Source organism: Alphaproteobacteria bacterium, assembly GCA_040905865.1.
Taxonomy (GTDB): domain Bacteria; phylum Pseudomonadota; class Alphaproteobacteria; order UBA8366.
On record JBBDQU010000085.1, the window covers coordinates 112,599 to 131,932 of the forward strand.

Here is a 19,334-nt window from a genome sequence, read left to right on the forward strand (position 1 = left end):
ATAACAGGAACATTTTCGGGTTTTGCGATGGTCGCCAGGATCAATACGGTCGCCTTCCAGGGCGTGGATACGCTGGATATCGATGTGCAGGTGCAGATCGCCGGGGGCTTGCCGGCCTTCACCGTCGTCGGCCTGCCGGACAAGGCGGTGGCGGAAAGCCGGGAGCGGGTGCGCTCGGCGCTGGGCGCGCTGGGGCTGGCGCTGCCGCCGAAGCGGATCACGGTCAACCTGTCGCCCGCCGACGTGCTGAAGGAAGGCAGCCATTTCGACCTGCCCATCGCGCTGGGGCTGCTGGTCGCGATGGATGTGCTCCCGGGCGAGGACCTGATGGAGTACACGGCGCTGGGCGAACTGGCGCTGGACGGCGCGCTGACCCGGGTCGCGGGCGTCCTGCCCGCCGCCATCGGCGCCGCCGCCAACGGGCGCGGGCTGATCTGCCCTGCGGCCTGCGGCGGGGAGGCGGCGTTCGCCGGGGAGCTTTCGGTGCTGGCCCCGCCCACGCTGCTGGCGCTGATCAACCATTTCAAGGGCGTGCAGATCCTCGCGGCACCCGAACCGCAACTGGCCGAACCGGATGCGGCCTCGGCGCTCGACCTCGCCGATATCAAGGGGCAGGAAACCGCCAAGCGGGCGCTGGAGGTGGCGGCGGCGGGCGCGCACAACCTGCTGATGATCGGCCCGCCCGGGTCGGGCAAGTCGATGCTGGCGGCGCGGCTGCCCGGCATCCTGCCGCCGATGGACCCGCGCGAGGCGCTGGACATCTCCATGGTGCATTCGGTCGCGGGGCTGCTGGCGGACGGAAAACTCAGCCGCCAGCGGCCGTTTCGCGACCCGCATCATTCCGCCTCGCTGCCCGCCATGGTCGGCGGCGGCACGCGGGCGCAACCGGGGGAAATCAGCCTCGCCCATAACGGGGTGCTGTTTCTCGACGAACTGCCGGAATTCGCAAGGCCCACGCTGGAGGCGCTGAGGCAGCCGATGGAAACCGGCCGCGCCGCCGTCGCGCGGGTCAACGCCCATGTCACCTACCCGGCGCGGTTCCAGATGATCGCGGCGATGAACCCCTGCCGCTGCGGCCATCTGGACGACGCGGAACTGGCCTGCAGCCGCGCGCCGAAATGCGCCCGCGACTACCAGACGCGGATTTCCGGCCCGCTGTTCGACCGCATCGACCTGCACATGGATGTCCGCGCCGTCAGCGCCGCCGACCTGTCGCTGCCGCCGCCGGCGGAAGGCTCGGCCCAGGTGGCGGAACGGGTCGCCGCCGCCCGCGCCATCCAGTCCGCCCGCTACGCCGGAACCGACCCGCGCATCCGCACCAACGCCGAAGCCGACGGCGCGCTGCTGGAAAAGGTCGCCACCCCCGACGCGCCGGGCCGCACCCTGCTGACCGAGGCGGCGGAACGCATGAAACTGTCCGCGCGCGGCTACCACCGGGTGCTGCGGGTCGCGCGGACACTGGCCGATCTGGCTGGGGAGGAAGCGGTGCGGCGCATCCATGTGGCGGAAGCGCTGTCGTACCGGCGGATCGCGCCGGTGGGGTGAGCCGCAGAAGCGCAAACAAGAGGGTAATTGCAATGGCCGGAACGGCAATCGAGACATATCCGATTCACCTGGGTCGTGGCGCAACGGCGCAGCCCCAGCCCCGATATACCGGTGAGATGGGCTGGTACGAGGAATACGGGGAACGTCACGACGATGACGGGGCCGAGGGCCGGCTGATGGCCATGCACCGCTTCACGAAGCCCTGGGACATGTGGGAGATGCATCCGCGCGGCAGCGAAGTGGTCCTGTGCATCGCCGGATCGATCGCCCTGCTGCAGGAAATGGCGGACGGAAAGGTAAATACCGTCACGCTCGGCCCCGGCGAATACGCAATCAACGAGCCGGGAATCTGGCACACCGCCGATATCGACGGGGAAGCGACCGTGCTGTTCGTAACGGCGGGCCTGGACACGCAGCATCGGCCGCGATGAGGGCGGCGGCGCAACGTCATTCAGTCAGAACGCTGCGCCGAACCGCCGAATGCTCAGGGTCGCGCAGACGCTGGCCGATCTGGTGGGGGTGGAAACGGCGCGGCGCATCCATGTAGCGAATGCGCTATCGTACCGGCGGATCGCGTCGGTGGGTTAACTTAGACGGGTAAATTGCAAATATTTTTACATGCTTGAGATGAGAATATACATGGCAAATCAGGAACAACTTGAAAGACTATTAGAGGGAGTTGAAACTTGGAACAAATGGCGCATCCGAGAACCAGACACCATAATCGATCTCGTAAACGCTGATCTTAGAGATGCATACTTACCAGGCATAAACTTACGAAACGCTCAACTCGCTCGGTGCGACTTACGCGACGCAGTTCTAGACGGCGCGAACGTTATTGAAGCTGTAGCCTCCAATGCGAACCTGACAGGGGCGCAATTACAAAATGCGGATTTTACTGGAGCAAACGCGAGATATCTAAACCTCACATCTGTTCAAGCAAAATTGGCTGTTTTCAATGGCGCACTATTACGGAACGCGATTTTAACAAGTGCGGACTTAGAGGGTGCCGATTTAAGTAACGTAAATTTGAAAGACGCGAATGCGGTTCGTACAAATTTAAGCAAAGCAAAATTAAAAAGCACTGACTTTCGAGATGCAAAGATGGATCATGCTGTATTTGATGCCGCCGAGATTGAGTATGGAGATTTTCGACGATGCAATTTAAATCGAGCAACATTTGTATTTGCAAAATTGAATTTTTCCCGCTTTCGAAACGCCAATTTACAAAGTATTGAATTACGCGGTGCAGATATAAAGAAGGCAGATTTTAGAAGAGCTAATAATTTAAGCTGCGAAATATTGTCATTGGCAAAAAATTGGGAACAGTCTTATCGAGACCACGAGTTATCTTGTGGTGAAAGTATTCCCGAATTTCTTGAAGGCACTTTGATAGTATCTAACAATACGGATCAATTTTTTTCGGAAATGAGTTCGATATGGAATGAATCCATTCCAGATGAGCAAAGAGCAGATCAAGTATTACAATCAAGAACATCTCTTGAAGATCTTGTAGAGGAATTAGATACTTTTAATAATGTTCTTCGAGGACGAATTGGACATAATAACCCGCCTGATTCTATGGTTTCTGAAGAAGTAATAAAGCAACTCAAGTCGGAAATTCTTGCGGGCATTGAACTTCATGCTGCTCCTCGTCCGAATAAACAATACCTTCGCACATTGAACCAAACCTTACATCAGTTCCGTCAGTGGTTGCAGCCAAGGATTGACAAGGCCGCAGACACAATAATTGTTGCAGGCGCGGTGAGTTTGGTTGCTAAACTCAGCAAAGCTTGGGATGAAATCAAGGCGCTTATTGATATGCTTAACTAATAACTCGTTGAACTGACAATAGCATTACAATACCCACCCTACCCAAACGGCGACACCACGCCCTTGCTTGCCGTAATCGCGCCGTAATAGTCCGGTTCGCGGTTGCCGGCGAAGTTCCAGCGGTTTTTCTGGATATCGGCGCACCAGTCGAGGTCGCATTTCGCCACGATCAACTCGTCGCCCATCGTCTGGCACTGCGCGATGATTTCGCCGGTCGGGGCGATGATGCAGCTTTCGCCGATCAGCTCGCAGCCTTCCTCCACCCCCGCCTTGGCGGTGCCGATCACGAAGGTGCCGTTCTGGTAGGCGCCGGCCTGCATGACCAGGTGGTTGTGGAAATCGGCCAGGCGGTTGAGGCCCGGCGCCGGGGCGAAGAAGCGCGGGGTGTTGTAGCCGAGCATGATGACCTCCACCCCCTGCATGCCCATCACGCGGTAGGTTTCGGGCCAGCGGCGGTCGTTGCAGATGCACATGCCCATCACGCCGCCGAAGGCCTGGAACACCGGGAAGCCGAGATTGCCCGGTTCGAAATAGCGCTTTTCCAGATGCTGGAAGGGCCGTTCGGGTTCGTATTCCGCATGGCCGGGCAGGTGGGTCTTGCGGTATTTGCCGACGATGTCGCCGGATTTTTCGACCAGGATCGCGGTGTTGTAATGATGCACCGCGCCACCCTCGGTGACCTTTTCCGCGTAGCCGAGATAGAAGCCGACGCCACGTTTCCTGGCTTCGTCGAACAGCGGCTGCGTCGCCGCGTTCGGCATCTCGGTTTCGAACCAGGCATCGACCTCCGCCGGGTCGGTCATGTACCAGCGCGGGAAAAACGTCGTCAGCGTCAGTTCGGGAAACACGACCAGGTCGCAGCCCCGGTCCGCGCCCTGCCGCAGCATGGTGAGCAGCCGCTGCACCACCGCCTGCCGGCCTTCGTCCCTGGCAATGGGGCCCATCTGGGCGGAACCGATGGTGACGATGCGGGGCATGGCGGTGGTTCCTTCCGGTTACTGTTTCGGAATCATGCCGCCCATGTCGCGGCCGCCGAACACATGGATATGCAGGTGCGGGACCTCCTGGCGGCTGTCCTTCCCGTGATTGGCGAGGATGCGGTAGCCGCTGTCCGCCACCCCGGCCTCGCGCGCGACCCTGCCGACCGCGCGCAGCAGCGCGGCCATTTCGGCGTCCGAGGCGTTTTCGGAAAAATCCGCCATCGAGACGTAACGGCCCTTCGGGATCACGAGGATGTGGGTCGGCGCCTGCGGGGCGATATCGCGGAAGGCGAGGGTGTGTTCGTCTTCATGCACCCTGTCGCAGGGGATTTCGCCGCGCAGGATTTTCGCGAAAATATTGTTGTCGTCGTAACTGTCGGCCATCGATACCCCCCTTCAGGATTTCCCGCGCGATTGCTTTTCGGCGATGCCGGAAACACCCTCGCGTTCGGCCAGCACCCGCCAGACCTCGGACGGGTCCAGCCCCCGGTCGGCCCAGAGCACCAGCAGGTGATACAGCAGGTCGGCGGATTCCCCGGCCAACGCGGCCCTGTCCTCGCCCAGCGCGGCGATGACGGTTTCCACCGCCTCCTCGCCCACCTTCTGCGCGATCTTTTCCGTGCCGCGGGTCAGCAGCTTCGCCGTGTAGCTGGCATCGGGGTCGCCGCCCTTGCGGCTTTCGATCACCGCGAACAGGCGCTCCAGCACCAGCGCATTTTCCCGTGCATTGCTCATGGCGTTCTGATTAGCAGATTTGTTTCGGGCTGTCAGGCGGTTGTCAGGTCCGCATCGGCACGCCGGCGGCGGCCATATGCGCCTTCGCCTCGCCGATGGAGAATTCGCCGAAATGGAAGATCGAGGCGGCGAGCACCGCCGTCGCATGGCCTTCGCGAATGCCGTCCACCAGATGGTCCAGGGCGCCGACGCCGCCGCTGGCGATCACCGGCACCGGGATCGCATCGGCCATGGCGCGGGTCAGCGGCAGGTCGAAGCCCTGGCGCGTGCCGTCGCGGTCCATCGAGGTCAGCAGGATTTCGCCGGCGCCGTTGGCGACCATGCGGCGCGCCCAGTCGATGGCGTCGATCCCGGTCCGTTCGCGCCCGCCATGGGTGAAGATTTCCCATTTGCCGGGGCCGGTGGATTTGGCGTCGATGGCGACGACGATGCATTGCGCGCCGAACCGTTCCGAGGCCGCGGCGACGAATTCCGGATGATGCACCGCGGCGGTATTGATCGACACCTTGTCCGCCCCGGCGAGCAGCAGCCTGCGGATATCCTCCACCGTGCGGACGCCGCCGCCGACGGTCAGCGGCATGAAACACTGCGAGGCCGTGCCCGCGACCACGTCGTAGATCGTGTCGCGGTTTTCATGGCTGGCGCCGATATCGAGGAAGCAGAGCTCGTCCGCGCCCGCCGCGTCGTAGACGCGCGCCTGTTCCACCGGGTCGCCCGCGTCGCGCAGGTCGACGAAGTTCACCCCCTTTACGACGCGGCCGTCCTTCACGTCCAGGCAGGGGATGACGCGCGCTTTCAGCATCTCAGCTTTCCTTCAGGGCGGCGATGGCGGCGGCCAGATCGAGGCTGCCGTCATACAGCGCCCGGCCGCTGATCGCCCCGGCGATGCTGCCGCGCGCCTTCAGCGCCACAAGATCGTCCAGCGAGGCGACGCCGCCGCTGGCGATCACGGGAATGGACGTCGCCGCCGCCAGCGCCGCGGTGCCGTCCACATTCACGCCGCGCATCATGCCGTCGCGGTCGATATCGGTGTAGACAATCGCCGCCACCCCGGCGCCGGCGAAGCGCATGGCGAGGTCTTGCGCCGTCATTTCGCTCTGTTCGGCCCAGCCTTCGACCGCGACCCGGCCGCCACGCGCATCGATGCCGACCGCGACCCGGCCCGGCCATCGATCGCAGGCTTCGATCACCATCGCCGGGTTCTTCAGCGCGACGGTGCCGAGCACGATGCGGCTGACGCCGCGCGCGATCCAGTCCGCCGCCGTTTCCAGCGTGCGGATGCCGCCGCCCAGCTGCACCGGCACATCGACCGCCGCCAGGATCGCATCGACCGCATCGCCGTTGACCGGTCGGCCGGCGAAGGCGCCGTTCAGGTCGACCACGTGAATCCATTCGCAGCCCGCATCGGCGAACTGTTTCGCCTGCGCGCCGGGATCGTTGCTGAACACCGTGGCGTCATCCATTTCGCCGCGCCGCAGCCGGACGCAGGCGCCGTCCTTCAGGTCGATTGCCGGGTACAGGATCATGCGCCGGCCTGCAGGTCCTTGTAGTAATAATAACCCTCGACCCATGCGCCGTTGACGAAGGCGTATTTGGGATGGGTCGCGAATTTTATGTAGCCCGCATGCTCATACAGGGCGATGGCCGCTTCCTGCGTGGCGCGCACATCGAGGTTGAGCACGAGGAATCCGTCCCGGCGCGCCTCTTCCTCGACCGTCCGGGTCAGCAGCCGGGCAAGCCCGTGCCCGCGCGCCCAGGGCGCCACGAAATTCGATGTCAGGGTCGCGGAGGACGCCTGCGCCTCGTTGTTGCGCGACGGGCGGACCAGCGTGGCGGAGCCGACGGTGACGCCGTCCAGCCGCCCGATGAACAGCGTGCGTTCCGGCACCAGCAGCGCGCCGCGCCAGAAATTTTCCAGCACCTGCCGCGGCGGCGCTTTCAGCCAGCCGAACCCGCCGCCTTCCGCGATTGCGGATTCGGCGGCGTCGCACAGTTCGTGCAGATCCGACCCGTTGATTTCCCTGGCCTTGGATACTTCTATATTCGCCATTGCCCCGTCCCGGTTTACGGATTCCAGTTAAGGAAATTTTCGATCAGGCGCAATCCCAGCGCCTGGCTCTTTTCCGGATGAAACTGCGTCCCCACAAAATTGTCCCGTCCGACGATGGCGGTGATCGCGCCGCCGTAATCGGCCGTCGCCAGAACCTCGCCGTCATGCGCGGCGGCAAGATGATAGCTGTGCACAAAATACATATGGGGGTCCGGGCCGAGCCCCGCCACCAGCGGATGTGCGCCCCGGATCGAAAGATTGTTCCAGCCCATATGCGGAATCTTCAGCGCCGGATCGGCCGGCGCGATCGCCGCCACATCGCCCTCGATCCAGCCGAATCCGTCATGCACGCCGTGTTCGAGCCCGCGCGTCGCCATCAGCTGCATACCGACGCAGATGCCGAGAAACGGACGGCCGCCCCGGATCACCGTTTCCTCCAGCGCGTCCAGCATGCCGTCCAGCGCCAGCAGCCCGCGGCGGCAATCGCCGAAGGCGCCGACGCCGGGCAGGACGATCCGGTCCGCGCGGCGCACATCCGCCGCCCGCGCGGTGACCAGCACGTCATGCCCGCCGACATGTTCGAACGCCTTCGCGGCGGAGCGCAGGTTACCCGAGCCGTAATCGATAATGGCGACCGTCATCGGCCTGTCTGCTTTCCCACAAGGTTAACGGGCGGTCGGGCGGCCGCCGCAATGAAACGAAACGCGAATTACATCGATCCGCCGAGCACGCCCTTTGTCGATGGAATGGCGTCAGCCTGTCTTGCGTCGATTTCAACCGCCTGGCGCAGCGCCCGCGCCAGCCCCTTGAAACAGGATTCGACGATATGGTGGTTGTTGTCGCCATACAGGTTTTCGACATGCAGCGTGATGCCGGCCGACTGCGCGAAGGCCTGGAACCATTCCTTGAACAGTTCGGTGTCCATATCGCCCAGTTTCGGCCGCGAGAAACCAACCTTCCAGACAAGATAGGGCCGGTTCGAACAATCCAGCGCAACCCGCGTCAGCGTTTCATCCATCGGAATCAGCGCCGAACCGTAGCGGCGGATGCCGGCGCGGCCGCCCAGCGCCTTCGACACCGCCTCGCCGACCACATAGCCGGAATCCTCGGTCGTGTGATGGAAGTCGATATGCAGGTCGCCTTCGGCGCGCAGGGTCAGGTCGATCAGGCTGTGCCGCGAAAGCTGCTCCAGCATGTGGTCCAGGAACCCGATCCCGGTCTTCACGTCGTAGCGTCCGGTCCCGTCGAGATCGATACTCGCGGAAATCCTGGTCTCCTTCGTATTACGTTCGACTGTCGCCGCCCGCATGACGCACCTCCAATGGCTGAATCGGGCGCTTTTTAACAGTGCCTGCGCCAAAGCGCCAGCAAGGAAGGGCGCGGCGGCCCGATTTCGGACGACACGGCGATGAGTTTTCGCGGTTTTCGGCGGCTCCCATAATGTGGCATAATTGCATAAGTCTTTTGGGGATACCGCATTATGAGAAAGTTGTGTTTCATCCTGCCCATTGCGCTGGCCATCGGCGCCTGCGCCGGACCCGCATTTCAGAAAGCCGAGTTGTCGTCTGGCGCCATTGACGCCGAGACGGGGAAACAGGCCGCCGCCCTGCTGCAGCACCGCTACCGGCAAATCGAGCGGCTGCAGAATGTCGCCTATCCGATTCTCCGGGACGGTACGGAGCTGTGCGGCGAGAAAGTTGCCCGTTCGGCGGGCTTTATCGCCGCGACGGCATCCGGCTTTTCCGATGCCGAGCGGGACGCCGCGACGGAAGCCTTCGGGCTGGGCTCGCTGCCGGTCGTGATTACGGTCGTCAGGGAGTCGCCCGCCTGGAATGCCGGTCTGAGACCGGGGGACACCATCGTATCCTTTGACGGGCTGCCGATCCGGACCGGCGATACCGCCTGGGACGATTTTGACGACAAGGTGACCGTTTTCAACGACAGCCGCAGCGAGGTATTCGCGCTTGGCATACGGCGCGGCGGCAAGCCGGATGAATTGTCGATTCGTCCCGACATCCTGTGCGACTACCCGGTGCGGTATATGGCCGATTCCATGGTGAACGCATCGGCGGACGGCACAGTCATCTCCGTTGCCGCCGGCATGATGCGCTTTGCGGAAACAGACGACGAACTGGCGATCGTCATCGGTCACGAACTGGCCCACAACACGATGCGCCACATCCAGAAACGGCATACGAACTATGCGGTCGGCACCTTCGCCGGGCTGGCGCTGGATGTCCTGGCGGCCGCCGCAGGCGTCAATACCCAGGGCGCCTTTTCAAACGCCATGGGCGATATCGGGGGTCAGGCCTGGTCGCAGGATTTTGAATCCGAAGCCGATTACGTCGGCCTGCATTTCGTCGCCCGGGCCGGATACCGGATCGAACCCGCCGTTCTGTTCTGGCGGCGCATGGGTGCGGAGCGCAGAAACGTCAACGAACTGCACGTCGCGCATTCGCACCCGACGTCCGCCGAACGGTTCCTGCGAATGGAAAAGGCCGCCGCGGAAATACAGACCAAGATCGCGGCGGGCCTGCCGCTGATCCCGGAACTCAAGGGCGAAGCGCCATGGCTGAAAAAGGAGCCGGCGCCTGTCACTGTCGTGGATGCCGATTCCGACTGAAGCCCTGCCGCAGCCGGCATTTCAGGCGGGACGGGCAACGGGTTCAACCGCCGCCGGACCGCTTTCCCTCTTGACCTGAACGGTTCATTCGCCACATGGAAGGGGCTGGCGGTTCCTGCCGCCCCGATCCGATCCATCAGACGTGAGAATTCATGAGCGATAATACCACCTGGCATGGCACTACCATCCTGTGCGTCCGCAAGGGCGGCGAGGTTGTCGTCGCCGGCGACGGGCAGGTCACCTTGGGCCAGACCGTCATCAAGGCCAACGCCCGCAAGGTCCGGCGCATCGGCGACGGGTCGGTGGTCGGCGGGTTCGCCGGCGCGACGGCGGACGCCTTCACCCTGTTCGAGCGGCTGGAAGCGAAGCTCGAACAGTATCCGGGTCAGCTGACGCGCGCCTGCGTGGAACTGGCCAAGGACTGGCGCACCGACCGTTACCTGCGCCGGCTGGAAGCGATGATGGCCGTGGCGGACAAATCCGTCAGCCTGGTGTTGTCCGGCAATGGCGATGTGCTGGAGCCGGAAGACGGGCTGATCGGCATCGGGTCCGGCGGCTCCTACGCGCTGTCCGCCGCCCGCGCGATGATCGACGACGACAACCGCAGCGCCCGCGAGATCGCGGAGCGCGCGATGAAGATTGCCGCCGGTATCTGTATCTACACCAACGAAAACGTGATCATCGAAACGCTATGAGCATATTCAGCCCCCGCGAAACCGTCTCCGAACTCGACCGATACATCATCGGCCAGAACGACGCCAAGCGCGCCGTCGCCATCGCCCTGCGCAACCGCTGGCGGCGCCAGCAGCTGACCGACGAGATGCGCGACGAGGTCCTGCCGAAGAATATCCTGATGATCGGGCCGACCGGCGTGGGCAAGACCGAAATCGCCCGCCGGCTGGCGCGGCTGGCCGATGCGCCCTTCATCAAGGTGGAGGCGACCAAGTTCACCGAGGTCGGCTATGTCGGCCGCGACGTCGAACAGATCATCCGCGACCTGGTGGAAACCGCGATCCACATGACCCGCGAACGCCAGCGCAAGGCGGTCACGGCGAAGGCGGAACTGGCGGCGGAAGAACGCGTCCTTGACGCGCTGGTCGGCGAGAACGCCAGCGAGAGCACGCGGCAGGCCTTTCGCAAGAAGCTGCGGCAGGGCGAACTGGACGACAAGGAGATCGAGCTGGAGGTCGCCGATCACGGCGGCGGCATGCCCAGCTTCGAAATTCCCGGCATGCCCGGCGCGCAGATGAGCATGCTGAATCTGGGCGAGATGTTCGGCAAGGCGCTGGGCCAGCGCACCAAGCCGCGCAAGATGACCGTCGTTGAATCCTACGATGTCCTGATCGCCGATGAGAGCGACAAGCTGCTGGACGAGGAAGCCATCGTCAAGGAATCCATCGAGTCGGTGGAGCAGAACGGCATCGTCTTTCTCGATGAGATCGACAAGATCTGCGCCCGGGCCGACCGGTCCGGCGCGGATGTCAGCCGCGAGGGCGTGCAGCGCGACCTGCTGCCGCTGATCGAGGGCACGACGGTATCCACCAAGTACGGCCCGATCAAAACCGATTTCGTCCTGTTCATCGCGTCGGGCGCGTTTCACCAGGCCAAGCCGGCGGACCTGCTGCCGGAACTGCAGGGCCGGCTGCCGATCCGGGTCGAGCTGAAGGCGCTGACGCGCGAGGATTTCGGCCGCATTCTGCGCGAGCCGGAAAACAGTCTGATAAAACAGTATGTCGCGCTGATGGGCACCGAGGCGGTCACACTGGTCTTCGAGGAAGAGGCCATCGACACGCTCGCCTCGCTCGCCGCCGACATCAACATGAGTGTGGAGAATATCGGCGCCCGCCGCCTGCACACGGTGCTGGAACGGCTGCTGGAGGAAATCAGCTTCACCGCCACCGACCGCGGCGGGGAAACGATCACGATCACCGCCGGGGACGTTCAGGACCGGGTCGGCGAACTGGCCAAGGACGCCGACCTGAGCAAGTTCATCCTGTAACGGTTCCGCGCCGGGGAATAGCCCGCCGACATGATGCGGCGCGGAGAATGCCGGTTACGCGCCGCGCAGGTCGGCGAGCATTTTTTCGATCTTCGCTTTCGGCAGCTTGCGGATTTCCTGCGCGAGGCGGTTGGCGAGTTCGGTGGCGTCCGCGCCCAGCCCGGCGGTATCGACGATCACCCGGGGATGGCTCAGCGCCGCGAGCCGTTCGAGTTCTTCCGCATCGTCCCAGATGATGTTGAAATAGGCGCAGACCCGTTGCACATGCGCCCGGCTGGGGCGGCCGCGCCTGCCGTGCTCCAGCGCCGACAGATAGGCCGGCGAGATATCCATCTCCGCCGCCATCTGTTTCAGCGTGACGCCGCGTTCGTTACGCATGGCGCGGATTTTCAGGCCGAAGGGAGTCACCGCTTGCGTTTCAGCAGCACATAGAGCGCGCCGCTGCCGCCATCCTTCGGCTGGGCGTGACAGAAGGCGAGAACCCGCCGCCGGTTGTCGCCTTCGTTCAGCCAGCGCGGCACCGCGCCCTGCAGGACGCCCTCGCCCTTGCCGGTAATGACCAGCACGACCCGGCGGCCGCCCGACCAGGCGGCGGCCAGCGTGGCCGACAGGGCGTGGTGCGCGGGTTCGCGCGTCATGCCATGCAGGTCGAGGCGCATGTCGATCGGCAACCGGCCGCGGCGCAACCGTTCCGCCGTTCGCCGGTCCATATCCGGCGTCTCGCCATGCGCCAGCGGCGGCGTCTCGCCATGCGCCAGCGGCGGCGGCTTGCGCCGGACCGGACGCGCCGCCGGCGGGGCGGGCATGGCGGCGGCGATTGTCTGCCGCGCCGCCGGCGGCGGTACCGGCTTGACCTGTTCGGCCTTCTTCGGCGGCGGTTCCCGCCTGGTCAGCGGCGTGATATCGGCTGTCACCGTGCGCCAGAGCCGGACATCGTCCTCATCGGGAAAACGGCGCCGGCGTCCCATCAGACATCCTCGACCAGAATGATGTGCAGGCGGCGCGGGCCGTGCGCGCCCAGCATCAGCGTCTGTTCGATATCGCCGGAACGGGAAGGGCCGGTGATGAAATTCACCGCGCGCGGCATCGCGCCGGTCGCGCGCAGCCGGTCCCAGCCGTCTTCATAGGCGCCGGCAATCTGGCTGGCGCGCAACACCACGACATGATCGTCGGGCAGGAAATTCAGCGTCGTCGGACTCGCCGGGCCGGAATGCAGCATCAGCGTTCCGGTTTCGGCGATGCCCGCCAGCGCGGCGGTCACACTGACCTCGTCATCGCCGGCGCTGCCGCCGCGCGTGATTGTCAGGGTCGGGCGGTCCGCCCAGGGTATATCGTCCAGCCGTTCGTCCGGCGCCATGCGGACATCGCTGCCGAGATTGTGCCGCGCCAGGTAATCGCCCAGCGCATCGGGCACATCCGCCGGGGCGGCGACCCGCGCCACGGTGGTCTGCACCTTTTCAGCCATGTCGACGAACAGGTCGACCAGCGCCTTCGGCGCGAGGTTCGAGCGGTCCGGGATGATACCCCGCCGGTGGTCCCGCAGCCGCGATTCCAGTTCGGCCCGGCGGCTGTCATCGACCGGCCCCGCCCGGCCGAGACCCCGGCGAATCCGGCCGAGCACCGCATCGCGCGCCGCGCTCATTGTCCCGCATTCCGGCGGCCGCCGCGCGTCGACCATTGCTGCTGGAATGTCCGGCCCTGGGGTGCGGGGAAATCGCGATGCGCGGTCCAGCCGCCGGCGCCGGGCAGGCGGGAAAATTTTCCGCGCCGGCGGCCGAACGCGCCGAGCACCCGCATGGCCATGCCTGTCGCCAGACGGTACAGCGCCGGACGCCGGGCCAGGAACGCCCAGACGCCAAGCCCGGCCCGTTCCGTCGCGGGGGTCAGTTTTTCCTCGAAGGCTTTTTCGCGGTGATGGCGCATCAGCTTCGGCAGGGGGATCCGCATCGGGCAGACCTGTTCGCAGCGGCCGCAGAAGGTCGAGGCATTGGGCAGGTGGCGCGCCTCGTCCACGCCGATCAGCGTCGGCGTGATCACCGAACCGATCGGACCGGGATAGACCCAGCCATAGGCGTGGCCGCCGATCGCGCCATAGACGGGACAGTGGTTCATGCAGGCGCCGCAGCGGATGCAGCGCAGCACCTCCTGCGATTCCGTGCCCAGCAATGCGCTGCGGCCGTTATCCAGCAGCACCACATGAAACTGTTCCGGCCCGTCCGGATCTTCGGCGCGGCGCGGGCCGTTTGAAAACGTCGTGTAGCTGGAATATTCCTGGCCGGTGGCGGAACGCGCCAGCACCCGCAGGATCGCGCTGGCATCCTCCAGCGTCGGCACGACCTTTTCCAGGCTGGCCACGACCACATGGATCTTCGGCAGGGTCTGGGTCAGGTCTCCGTTGCCTTCATTGGTGACGATGACCGTCGAACCGGTTTCGGCGATCAGGAAATTCGCGCCGGTGATGCCGACATCCGCATCGAGGAAGCGCTGCCGCAGGACGCTGCGCGCCTCGTCCAGCAATTCGCGCGGTTCCTCCAGCGAACGGTCCGGGTCGAATTGCGGGTGGGATTCCCTGAAGGTCTCGATGACCTGGTTCTTCACCACGTGTATCGCCGGCGCGATGATATGGCTCGGCGATTCATGGCGCAGCTGGATGATGTATTCGCCGAGGTCGGTTTCGACCGGCTCTATATCGTTCGCTTCGAGATATTCGTTGAGGCCGATTTCCTCGGCGATCATCGACTTGCCCTTGGTCACGGTCTTCGCGTCCACCGAGCGGCAGATATCCAGCACGGTCCGCCGCGCATCCTCCGCCGTCGCGGCCCAGTGCACCACGCCGCCCGAGGCGATGACATTCGCCTCGAATGTCTCCAGGTAGAAATCCAGGTTTTCGAGCGTATGGTTTTTTATGTCGCGAGCCTGGTCGCGCAGCGCCTCGAATTCCGGCAGGCGCGCGGCGGCGGTTGCGCGATTGGCGACGAATCCGGTTTCCATCTTGCCCAGCGCAGACTGCAGCGACGCGTTCGCCAGCGCGTCGCGGGCGTTCTGCGTAAACTGGCGGGTGGTCGGTTGCATCAGTCCTGCCCCTCGCCGATGGCGGCATCGCCGGTCATGCCGGCCAGCACCTCCGCGACATGCCGGACCCGGACCTTCGACCCCACGCGCGACAGCTTGCCGGCCATGTTCATCAGACAGCCGAGATCCCCCGCCAGCAGCATGTCCGCGCCGGTCATGTCGACATCCGTCGCCTTGTTGCCGACCATGCTGTTGGAAATTTCCGGGTACTTCACGCAGAACGATCCGCCGAACCCGCAGCACCGTTCCGCGCCCGGCAGTTCGACAAGCGACAGCCCGGCGACTTTTTCCAGCAGCGCGCGCGGCTGCGCCTTGATTCCCAGTTCGCGCAGCCCGGAACAGGAATCGTGATAGGTCGCGATTCCGTCACAGGCGGCGGCTACGTCCTGCACGCCCCGGACATCGACCAGGAAGGAAACCAGTTCATGCATGCGGCCGGAAAGGTCGCGCGCCCGCGCCGCCATGACGGGATCATCCGCGAACAGGTCGGGATAGTGTTTCACGATCATCCCGGCGCAGGAACCGGACGGGGCGACCACGTAATCATAGCCTTCAAACGCGTCGATCACCTGGGCGGCGATGGCCCGCGCATCGGCGCGGTCGCCGCTGTTGAACGCCGGCTGGCCGCAGCAGGTCTGCAGTTCGGGCACCGCGACAGTGCAACCCGCGCGTTCCAGCAGCGCCACCGCGGCGAATCCCACGCTGGGGCGAAAAAGGTCCACCAGACAGGTAACGAACAGCGCGACATCGGCGCGTTCGGAAGATTCGGTTTCCACTGTCAGCTTCCCGTCATCCGTTCAACCGCCGCGCGGGGCAGCAGCAGGAAATAGGCGCCCTGGCTTTTCATGCGTCCCGCGAAGGACAGCGCCTCGGCGCCGTAACCCCAGAAGAAATCGCCCCGGATCGGACCGCGAATGGCGCTGCCGGTATCCTGGGCGATCATCAGCCGGCGCAGCGGCTTTTCGGGCGCGTTCGGCCAGTTCGTATCGAGCCAGACCGGCGCGCCATAGGGGACGAAGCGGGGATCGACCGCGAGGCTGCGGCGCGGCGTCAGCGCCACGCCCGCCGCGCCGATCGGCCCGTCGCCCTCGACTTCCCGGAAGAAAATATAGCGCGGGTTGACCGCCAGGAGCGCCGCCGCCTGGTCGCGATTGGTCTCGATCCAGCGCCGTATGTCGCCCCAGGAGGCGCCGCCGGCGGGCAGCGCGCCGCGATCGATCAGTTCGCGGCCGATCGACCGGTAGGGCAGGCCGTTATTGCCGGCATAGCCGATGCGGACCACGTTGCCGTCCGGCAGGATGACGCGGCCCGATCCCTGGACATGCAGCACGAAGACGTCGATGGCGTCGTCGACCCAGATCAGTTCCTGCACCTTGCCCGACAGCGCGCCGCCGTCGATATCGCCGCGCGCATAATAGGGTTCCAGCCGGCCGGATTCGACCCGTCCGACGATCCGTTTGCCCGCGAGCGACGGATCGAATTTCGACAGGTCCACCGTGACATGGTCGTCCGGCAGCCTGTACAACGGCACGGTATACCGTCCGTCCTTCTGCCGGGCGCCGCGCAGTTCCGCCTCGAAATATCCGGTAAACAGGCCGGTGGTCCTGTCGCCATTGGCGACGCGGTAAGGCCGGAACCAGCGTTCGAAGAACGCGCGCACCGCGGCATCGTCCGCAATGTCGAGGCCCTGCGCCGCCTGGCAGGGCCCGGCCCAGTCCGCCGCCAGGATGGCAACGGGCGGCGTCGCATCGATACGGCCCGGTTTCGGGCTGACGCATGATTTCCGGAGCGCGACGAGGGCCTCGCCCTGCCGGTCGGCCCGCCATCCCGGCAGAAGGCCGAACGTCACCGGGGTCAGAACGACGGTCTCGGGTTTCGGCACCGGCGGCTTGGTGCAGGCAACGACAAGAAAGGCGAGCGCCAGAACGGCTGTCAGGAACCGGGCGAGGCTGCGCGGGAAGAGGGCCATCGGGAACATGACCCCTTGCTCAGGATGGGCTGCGGGTGGCGACCAGTTTCCAGTTCGGATCGCGCTGGCGCGTATCGCGGGAGAACGTCCAGATATCCGTCACGGTTATAACGGATGTCTTGTCGCCGTCGACAACCGTGTCGTCCGCATCCAGCGTCGCATTGATCTGGTCGCTGACAAACTTGACCGTCACGAAGGCATGTGTGCCCTTCATTTCCGCCTCCAGCAGAACCGCTTCGTCGATGCCGACGATGGTCGTTTCCAGCCGGTGGTTGGCAAGTTCGCGCTGCCGGATCGCGCTGGCGAAATTTTCATAGACATCTTCGGACAGCAGCATGTTGAGCGTCTTGCCGTCTCCTGTCGCGAAGGCGTTGATGATCATTTCAAAGGCCGCCTGCGCACCCTGCAGAAACGAGGCCTCGTCGAAATTCCGGTCCGCGATCTTGATCTGCGCGATCCCGGCGGCAAGCGGCGTATCGGGTTCAACCTCGGTGATCGGCGCCTTGCGGCTGTCGGGCAGGGCAATGACATTGTCCGAATCGCTCTCGGACTCCGCGTCGCGCGGCTTGAAAATATCGGTGCGGCGGTTTTCGTGACCGGTGCGTTTGCCGAGCACACTGCGCAGCCGATAGACCAGGAAGGCCGCCAGCATGGCAAACAGAATAATTTCAAACAGGCTGAAATTATTGCCCATAGAAGGTTTCTCTCCAGTTCCGCCAGTGGGCTCCCGAATATCCGGACGGCTCGCGGTTGTCTGAGCGGGTCGGGAACCTTACGTTATCACATAGATTGTTCGGCCATCTCGCGGGATATATACCCCCTGATGACCGTTTCGCCTCACCATCCGGTTTAGATAGGGCTTCCGGCACAAAAGGGCAAGCATGGGGCTGATTCTTCTTCTCGCGTTTATCGCGGTACCGATCATCGAAATCGCGCTGTTCATCCAGGCCGGCGAGCTTTTTGGGCTGTGGCCAACGCTCGGCGTTGTCATCCTGACGGCAATTGCCGGTACCTGGCTGTTGCGCTGGCAGGGGCTGGCGACCTGGACGCGGGCGACGCAGAGCCTGCAGAACAACCAGTTTCCCATCGAGGAAGTATTTACCGGGTTATGCCTGGTGATCGCCGGCGCGCTGTTGCTGACGCCGGGGTTCATGACCGACACCATAGGGTTCGCGCTGTTTTTGCCGCCGGTGCGACGGGTGCTTGCCGGCATGCTGCGGCGCAGGTTGCAGCGGGGACAGGGACCTTCCGTCTGGATCAATGGCGAGGCGATGGATTTTTCGCACCGCAGGCAAAAACCGCCGGACAATGTCGTCGACGGAGAGTTCCAGGAAGTCGATCCCGAAGCGACGCGCCTGTCGCCGCTTGACGACGACGATACGCCGCCCAATCCGAACAGCCCCTGGGCAGGAAAATCATGATCCTGATCCGCCACGGCCAGTCGGATTTTAACGTCGTATACGGTGAAACGCGGCGGGACCCGGGAATCGTCGATCCGGGCCTGACCGAACTGGGCTACCGGCAGGCAACGGCGACAGCGAAAGCGCTGGCCGGGCGCGGGGCCCATACGCTGGTCGCAAGCCCGTACCGCCGCGCCATCCAGACGGCGCAGATCGTGGGCGAAGCCCTGAAGATTTCCATGACCATCGATCCGCTGATCGGGGAACGCGCCGCCTTCACCTGCGATGTCGGCACGCCGTGCTCGGAGCTGGTAACGCTGTGGCCGGAGCTGGATTTCGCCCATTTGCCCGAACTCTGGTGGCCGGATATCGAGGAAAGCGAGGAATCGCTGGACCTGCGCGGCCGCTCGTTTCGCGACCGCATGCGCGTCCATCGCGAATGGGACGGTGTCGTGGTCGTGACCCATTGGGGTTTTATCCGGTCCCTGACCGGCCACAAGGTCGGCAACGGCACCGCCGTCCGGTTCGACCCGCGCACCGACCATCCCGGCGGCGGAACGGTTGAATCGGTACCTGATGTGTGATAGCTCCGCATCGCGTTAAAGCGCACAACAACAGCAAGGAAAACCGCATGTCCGAAACAGCCACCGACGCGGCGGGCGCGGCGCCATCGATTTCGATCGGTATAGCGCAGCAATACGTGAAGGACCTGTCCTTCGAAAGCCCCGCAACGCCGCAGGTCTTTCTGGAACAGGCGAAGCAGCCGGACATCAGCGTCAATTTCAACGTCGAGGCCAAAAATATCCGCGAGGATGTTTTCGAGGTCATCCTGAATGTCGAAATCAATTCGACGATCGACGGCAAGCCCGTTTTTATTGCCGAGCTGGCCTATGCGGGGCTGTGCCAGATCAAGAGCACGTCGCCGGAAATCACCCAGCAGGCGCTGATGATCGAAGTGCCGCGGCAGCTTTTCCCCTTCGCCCGCGCCATCATCGCCAATACGGTCCGCGATGGCGGATTCCCGCCGCTGATGCTGAATCCCATCGATTTCAACCAGTTCTACCGCAATCACCAGCAGAACGCCGCCGCACCGGCCGATAGCGCCTGAAGCAGACGACCGTTAACCCG

24 protein-coding genes and 1 pseudogene are annotated in these 19,334 nt (G+C 64.1%); 10 read left to right on the plus strand and 15 right to left on the minus strand.

All coding sequences use genetic code 11. The features are described 5' to 3' along the window. The first annotated feature begins 27 nt into the window (after nucleotides 1-27). The 4 genes and pseudogenes from WD767_20515 to WD767_20530 all read left to right on the plus strand — a co-directional run bounded on the left by WD767_20515 (nucleotide 28) and on the right by WD767_20530 (nucleotide 3,378). The gene (locus tag WD767_20515; protein MEX2618476.1) at nucleotides 28-1,545 is read left to right on the plus strand and encodes a YifB family Mg chelatase-like AAA ATPase; all 1,518 of its coding nucleotides are present in this window, start codon (nucleotides 28-30) and stop codon (nucleotides 1,543-1,545) included. A gap of 32 nt (nucleotides 1,546-1,577) precedes the next feature. Beyond that, nucleotides 1,578-1,976 carry a cupin gene (locus WD767_20520; GenBank protein ID MEX2618477.1) on the plus strand — a complete coding sequence of 133 codons (399 nt, stop codon included), beginning with the start codon at nucleotides 1,578-1,580 and terminating at the stop codon, nucleotides 1,974-1,976. A 46-nt stretch (nucleotides 1,977-2,022) separates the two neighbouring features. After that, nucleotides 2,023-2,133 (plus strand): annotated as a pseudogene (locus WD767_20525) (hypothetical protein). Nucleotides 2,134-2,184: 51 nt separating this feature from the next. Next, a complete protein-coding gene (locus WD767_20530; GenBank protein ID MEX2618478.1) occupies nucleotides 2,185-3,378 on the plus strand; it encodes a pentapeptide repeat-containing protein in 1,194 nt (397 codons plus the stop codon). A 38-nt stretch (nucleotides 3,379-3,416) separates the two neighbouring features. On the opposite strand, the gene WD767_20535 is transcribed toward WD767_20530, so the two are convergent. The 8 genes from WD767_20535 to hisB all read right to left on the minus strand — a co-directional run bounded on the left by WD767_20535 (nucleotide 3,417) and on the right by hisB (nucleotide 8,452). Continuing rightward, the gene (locus tag WD767_20535) at nucleotides 3,417-4,355 is read right to left on the minus strand and encodes an N-carbamoyl-D-amino-acid hydrolase (GenBank protein ID MEX2618479.1); all 939 of its coding nucleotides are present in this window, start codon (nucleotides 4,353-4,355) and stop codon (nucleotides 3,417-3,419) included. Between the two features lie 18 nt (nucleotides 4,356-4,373). Next, nucleotides 4,374-4,742 (minus strand): histidine triad nucleotide-binding protein, encoded by a 369-nt coding sequence (locus tag WD767_20540; protein ID MEX2618480.1) that lies wholly within the window; start codon nucleotides 4,740-4,742, stop codon nucleotides 4,374-4,376. Nucleotides 4,743-4,754: 12 nt separating this feature from the next. Next, entirely contained in the window at nucleotides 4,755-5,093 is a 339-nt protein-coding gene (locus WD767_20545) for a phosphoribosyl-ATP diphosphatase (protein MEX2618481.1), read from the minus strand. Nucleotides 5,094-5,136: 43 nt separating this feature from the next. Beyond that, nucleotides 5,137-5,895 carry an imidazole glycerol phosphate synthase subunit HisF gene (gene hisF, locus WD767_20550; GenBank protein ID MEX2618482.1) on the minus strand — a complete coding sequence of 253 codons (759 nt, stop codon included), beginning with the start codon at nucleotides 5,893-5,895 and terminating at the stop codon, nucleotides 5,137-5,139. Nucleotide 5,896: 1 nt separating this feature from the next. After that, nucleotides 5,897-6,619 carry a 1-(5-phosphoribosyl)-5-[(5-phosphoribosylamino)methylideneamino]imidazole-4-carboxamide isomerase gene (hisA, locus tag WD767_20555; GenBank protein MEX2618483.1) on the minus strand — a complete coding sequence of 241 codons (723 nt, stop codon included), beginning with the start codon at nucleotides 6,617-6,619 and terminating at the stop codon, nucleotides 5,897-5,899. Next, the gene (locus tag WD767_20560; protein MEX2618484.1) at nucleotides 6,616-7,143 is read right to left on the minus strand and encodes a GNAT family N-acetyltransferase; all 528 of its coding nucleotides are present in this window, start codon (nucleotides 7,141-7,143) and stop codon (nucleotides 6,616-6,618) included. Before WD767_20560 ends, hisA begins: the two co-directional genes overlap by 4 nt. A 14-nt stretch (nucleotides 7,144-7,157) precedes the next feature. Next, on the minus strand, nucleotides 7,158-7,784 hold the full coding sequence (gene hisH / locus WD767_20565; GenBank protein MEX2618485.1) for an imidazole glycerol phosphate synthase subunit HisH: 627 nt from the start codon (nucleotides 7,782-7,784) through the stop codon (nucleotides 7,158-7,160). Nucleotides 7,785-7,852: 68 nt separating this feature from the next. Beyond that, entirely contained in the window at nucleotides 7,853-8,452 is a 600-nt protein-coding gene (gene hisB, locus WD767_20570; GenBank protein ID MEX2618486.1) for an imidazoleglycerol-phosphate dehydratase HisB, read from the minus strand. 171 nt (nucleotides 8,453-8,623) lie between these two features. Between hisB and WD767_20575 the strand changes: the two genes are divergently transcribed. From WD767_20575 to hslU, 3 genes are all read left to right on the plus strand, one after another. Further along, nucleotides 8,624-9,766, plus strand: a complete 1,143-nt coding sequence (locus WD767_20575; protein ID MEX2618487.1) for a M48 family metallopeptidase — start codon at nucleotides 8,624-8,626, stop codon at nucleotides 9,764-9,766. Nucleotides 9,767-9,918: 152 nt separating this feature from the next. Then, entirely contained in the window at nucleotides 9,919-10,461 is a 543-nt protein-coding gene (gene hslV, locus WD767_20580; GenBank protein MEX2618488.1) for an ATP-dependent protease subunit HslV, read from the plus strand. Beyond that, nucleotides 10,458-11,765 carry an ATP-dependent protease ATPase subunit HslU gene (gene hslU / locus WD767_20585; protein ID MEX2618489.1) on the plus strand — a complete coding sequence of 436 codons (1,308 nt, stop codon included), beginning with the start codon at nucleotides 10,458-10,460 and terminating at the stop codon, nucleotides 11,763-11,765. The genes hslV and hslU overlap by 4 nt, the downstream gene beginning before the upstream one ends. A 54-nt stretch (nucleotides 11,766-11,819) precedes the next feature. Here hslU and WD767_20590 read toward each other — a convergent pair whose 3' ends face one another. The 7 genes from WD767_20590 to WD767_20620 are packed head-to-tail and all read right to left on the minus strand — an operon-like array spanning nucleotide 11,820 to nucleotide 17,500. Next, complete coding sequence (locus tag WD767_20590; GenBank protein ID MEX2618490.1) at nucleotides 11,820-12,173, minus strand: helix-turn-helix domain-containing protein; 354 nt, start codon at nucleotides 12,171-12,173, stop codon at nucleotides 11,820-11,822. After that, complete coding sequence (locus WD767_20595) at nucleotides 12,170-12,733, minus strand: Smr/MutS family protein (protein MEX2618491.1); 564 nt, start codon at nucleotides 12,731-12,733, stop codon at nucleotides 12,170-12,172. Before WD767_20595 ends, WD767_20590 begins: the two co-directional genes overlap by 4 nt. Beyond that, nucleotides 12,733-13,407 (minus strand): lactate utilization protein, encoded by a 675-nt coding sequence (locus tag WD767_20600; GenBank protein MEX2618492.1) that lies wholly within the window; start codon nucleotides 13,405-13,407, stop codon nucleotides 12,733-12,735. The genes WD767_20595 and WD767_20600 overlap by 1 nt, the downstream gene beginning before the upstream one ends. After that, nucleotides 13,404-14,837 carry a LutB/LldF family L-lactate oxidation iron-sulfur protein gene (locus tag WD767_20605; protein MEX2618493.1) on the minus strand — a complete coding sequence of 478 codons (1,434 nt, stop codon included), beginning with the start codon at nucleotides 14,835-14,837 and terminating at the stop codon, nucleotides 13,404-13,406. The genes WD767_20600 and WD767_20605 overlap by 4 nt, the downstream gene beginning before the upstream one ends. Further along, nucleotides 14,837-15,613, minus strand: a complete 777-nt coding sequence (locus WD767_20610) for a (Fe-S)-binding protein (GenBank protein ID MEX2618494.1) — start codon at nucleotides 15,611-15,613, stop codon at nucleotides 14,837-14,839. The genes WD767_20605 and WD767_20610 overlap by 1 nt, the downstream gene beginning before the upstream one ends. Before the next feature lie 2 nt (nucleotides 15,614-15,615). Continuing rightward, entirely contained in the window at nucleotides 15,616-16,806 is a 1,191-nt protein-coding gene (locus WD767_20615) for a murein transglycosylase A (protein MEX2618495.1), read from the minus strand. A 19-nt stretch (nucleotides 16,807-16,825) separates the two neighbouring features. Further along, nucleotides 16,826-17,500 carry a Tim44/TimA family putative adaptor protein gene (locus tag WD767_20620; protein MEX2618496.1) on the minus strand — a complete coding sequence of 225 codons (675 nt, stop codon included), beginning with the start codon at nucleotides 17,498-17,500 and terminating at the stop codon, nucleotides 16,826-16,828. A 187-nt stretch (nucleotides 17,501-17,687) separates the two neighbouring features. Here WD767_20620 and WD767_20625 point away from each other — a divergent pair, with 187 nt between their 5' ends. The 3 genes from WD767_20625 to secB are packed head-to-tail and all read left to right on the plus strand — an operon-like array spanning nucleotide 17,688 to nucleotide 19,314. After that, nucleotides 17,688-18,227, plus strand: coding sequence for an FxsA family protein (locus WD767_20625; protein ID MEX2618497.1), 540 nt, complete (start codon nucleotides 17,688-17,690; stop codon nucleotides 18,225-18,227). Beyond that, the gene (locus tag WD767_20630) at nucleotides 18,224-18,790 is read left to right on the plus strand and encodes a histidine phosphatase family protein (protein ID MEX2618498.1); all 567 of its coding nucleotides are present in this window, start codon (nucleotides 18,224-18,226) and stop codon (nucleotides 18,788-18,790) included. Before WD767_20625 ends, WD767_20630 begins: the two co-directional genes overlap by 4 nt. 47 nt (nucleotides 18,791-18,837) lie before the next feature. Next, complete coding sequence (secB, locus tag WD767_20635; protein MEX2618499.1) at nucleotides 18,838-19,314, plus strand: protein-export chaperone SecB; 477 nt, start codon at nucleotides 18,838-18,840, stop codon at nucleotides 19,312-19,314. Nucleotides 19,315-19,334 lie beyond the last annotated feature (20 nt).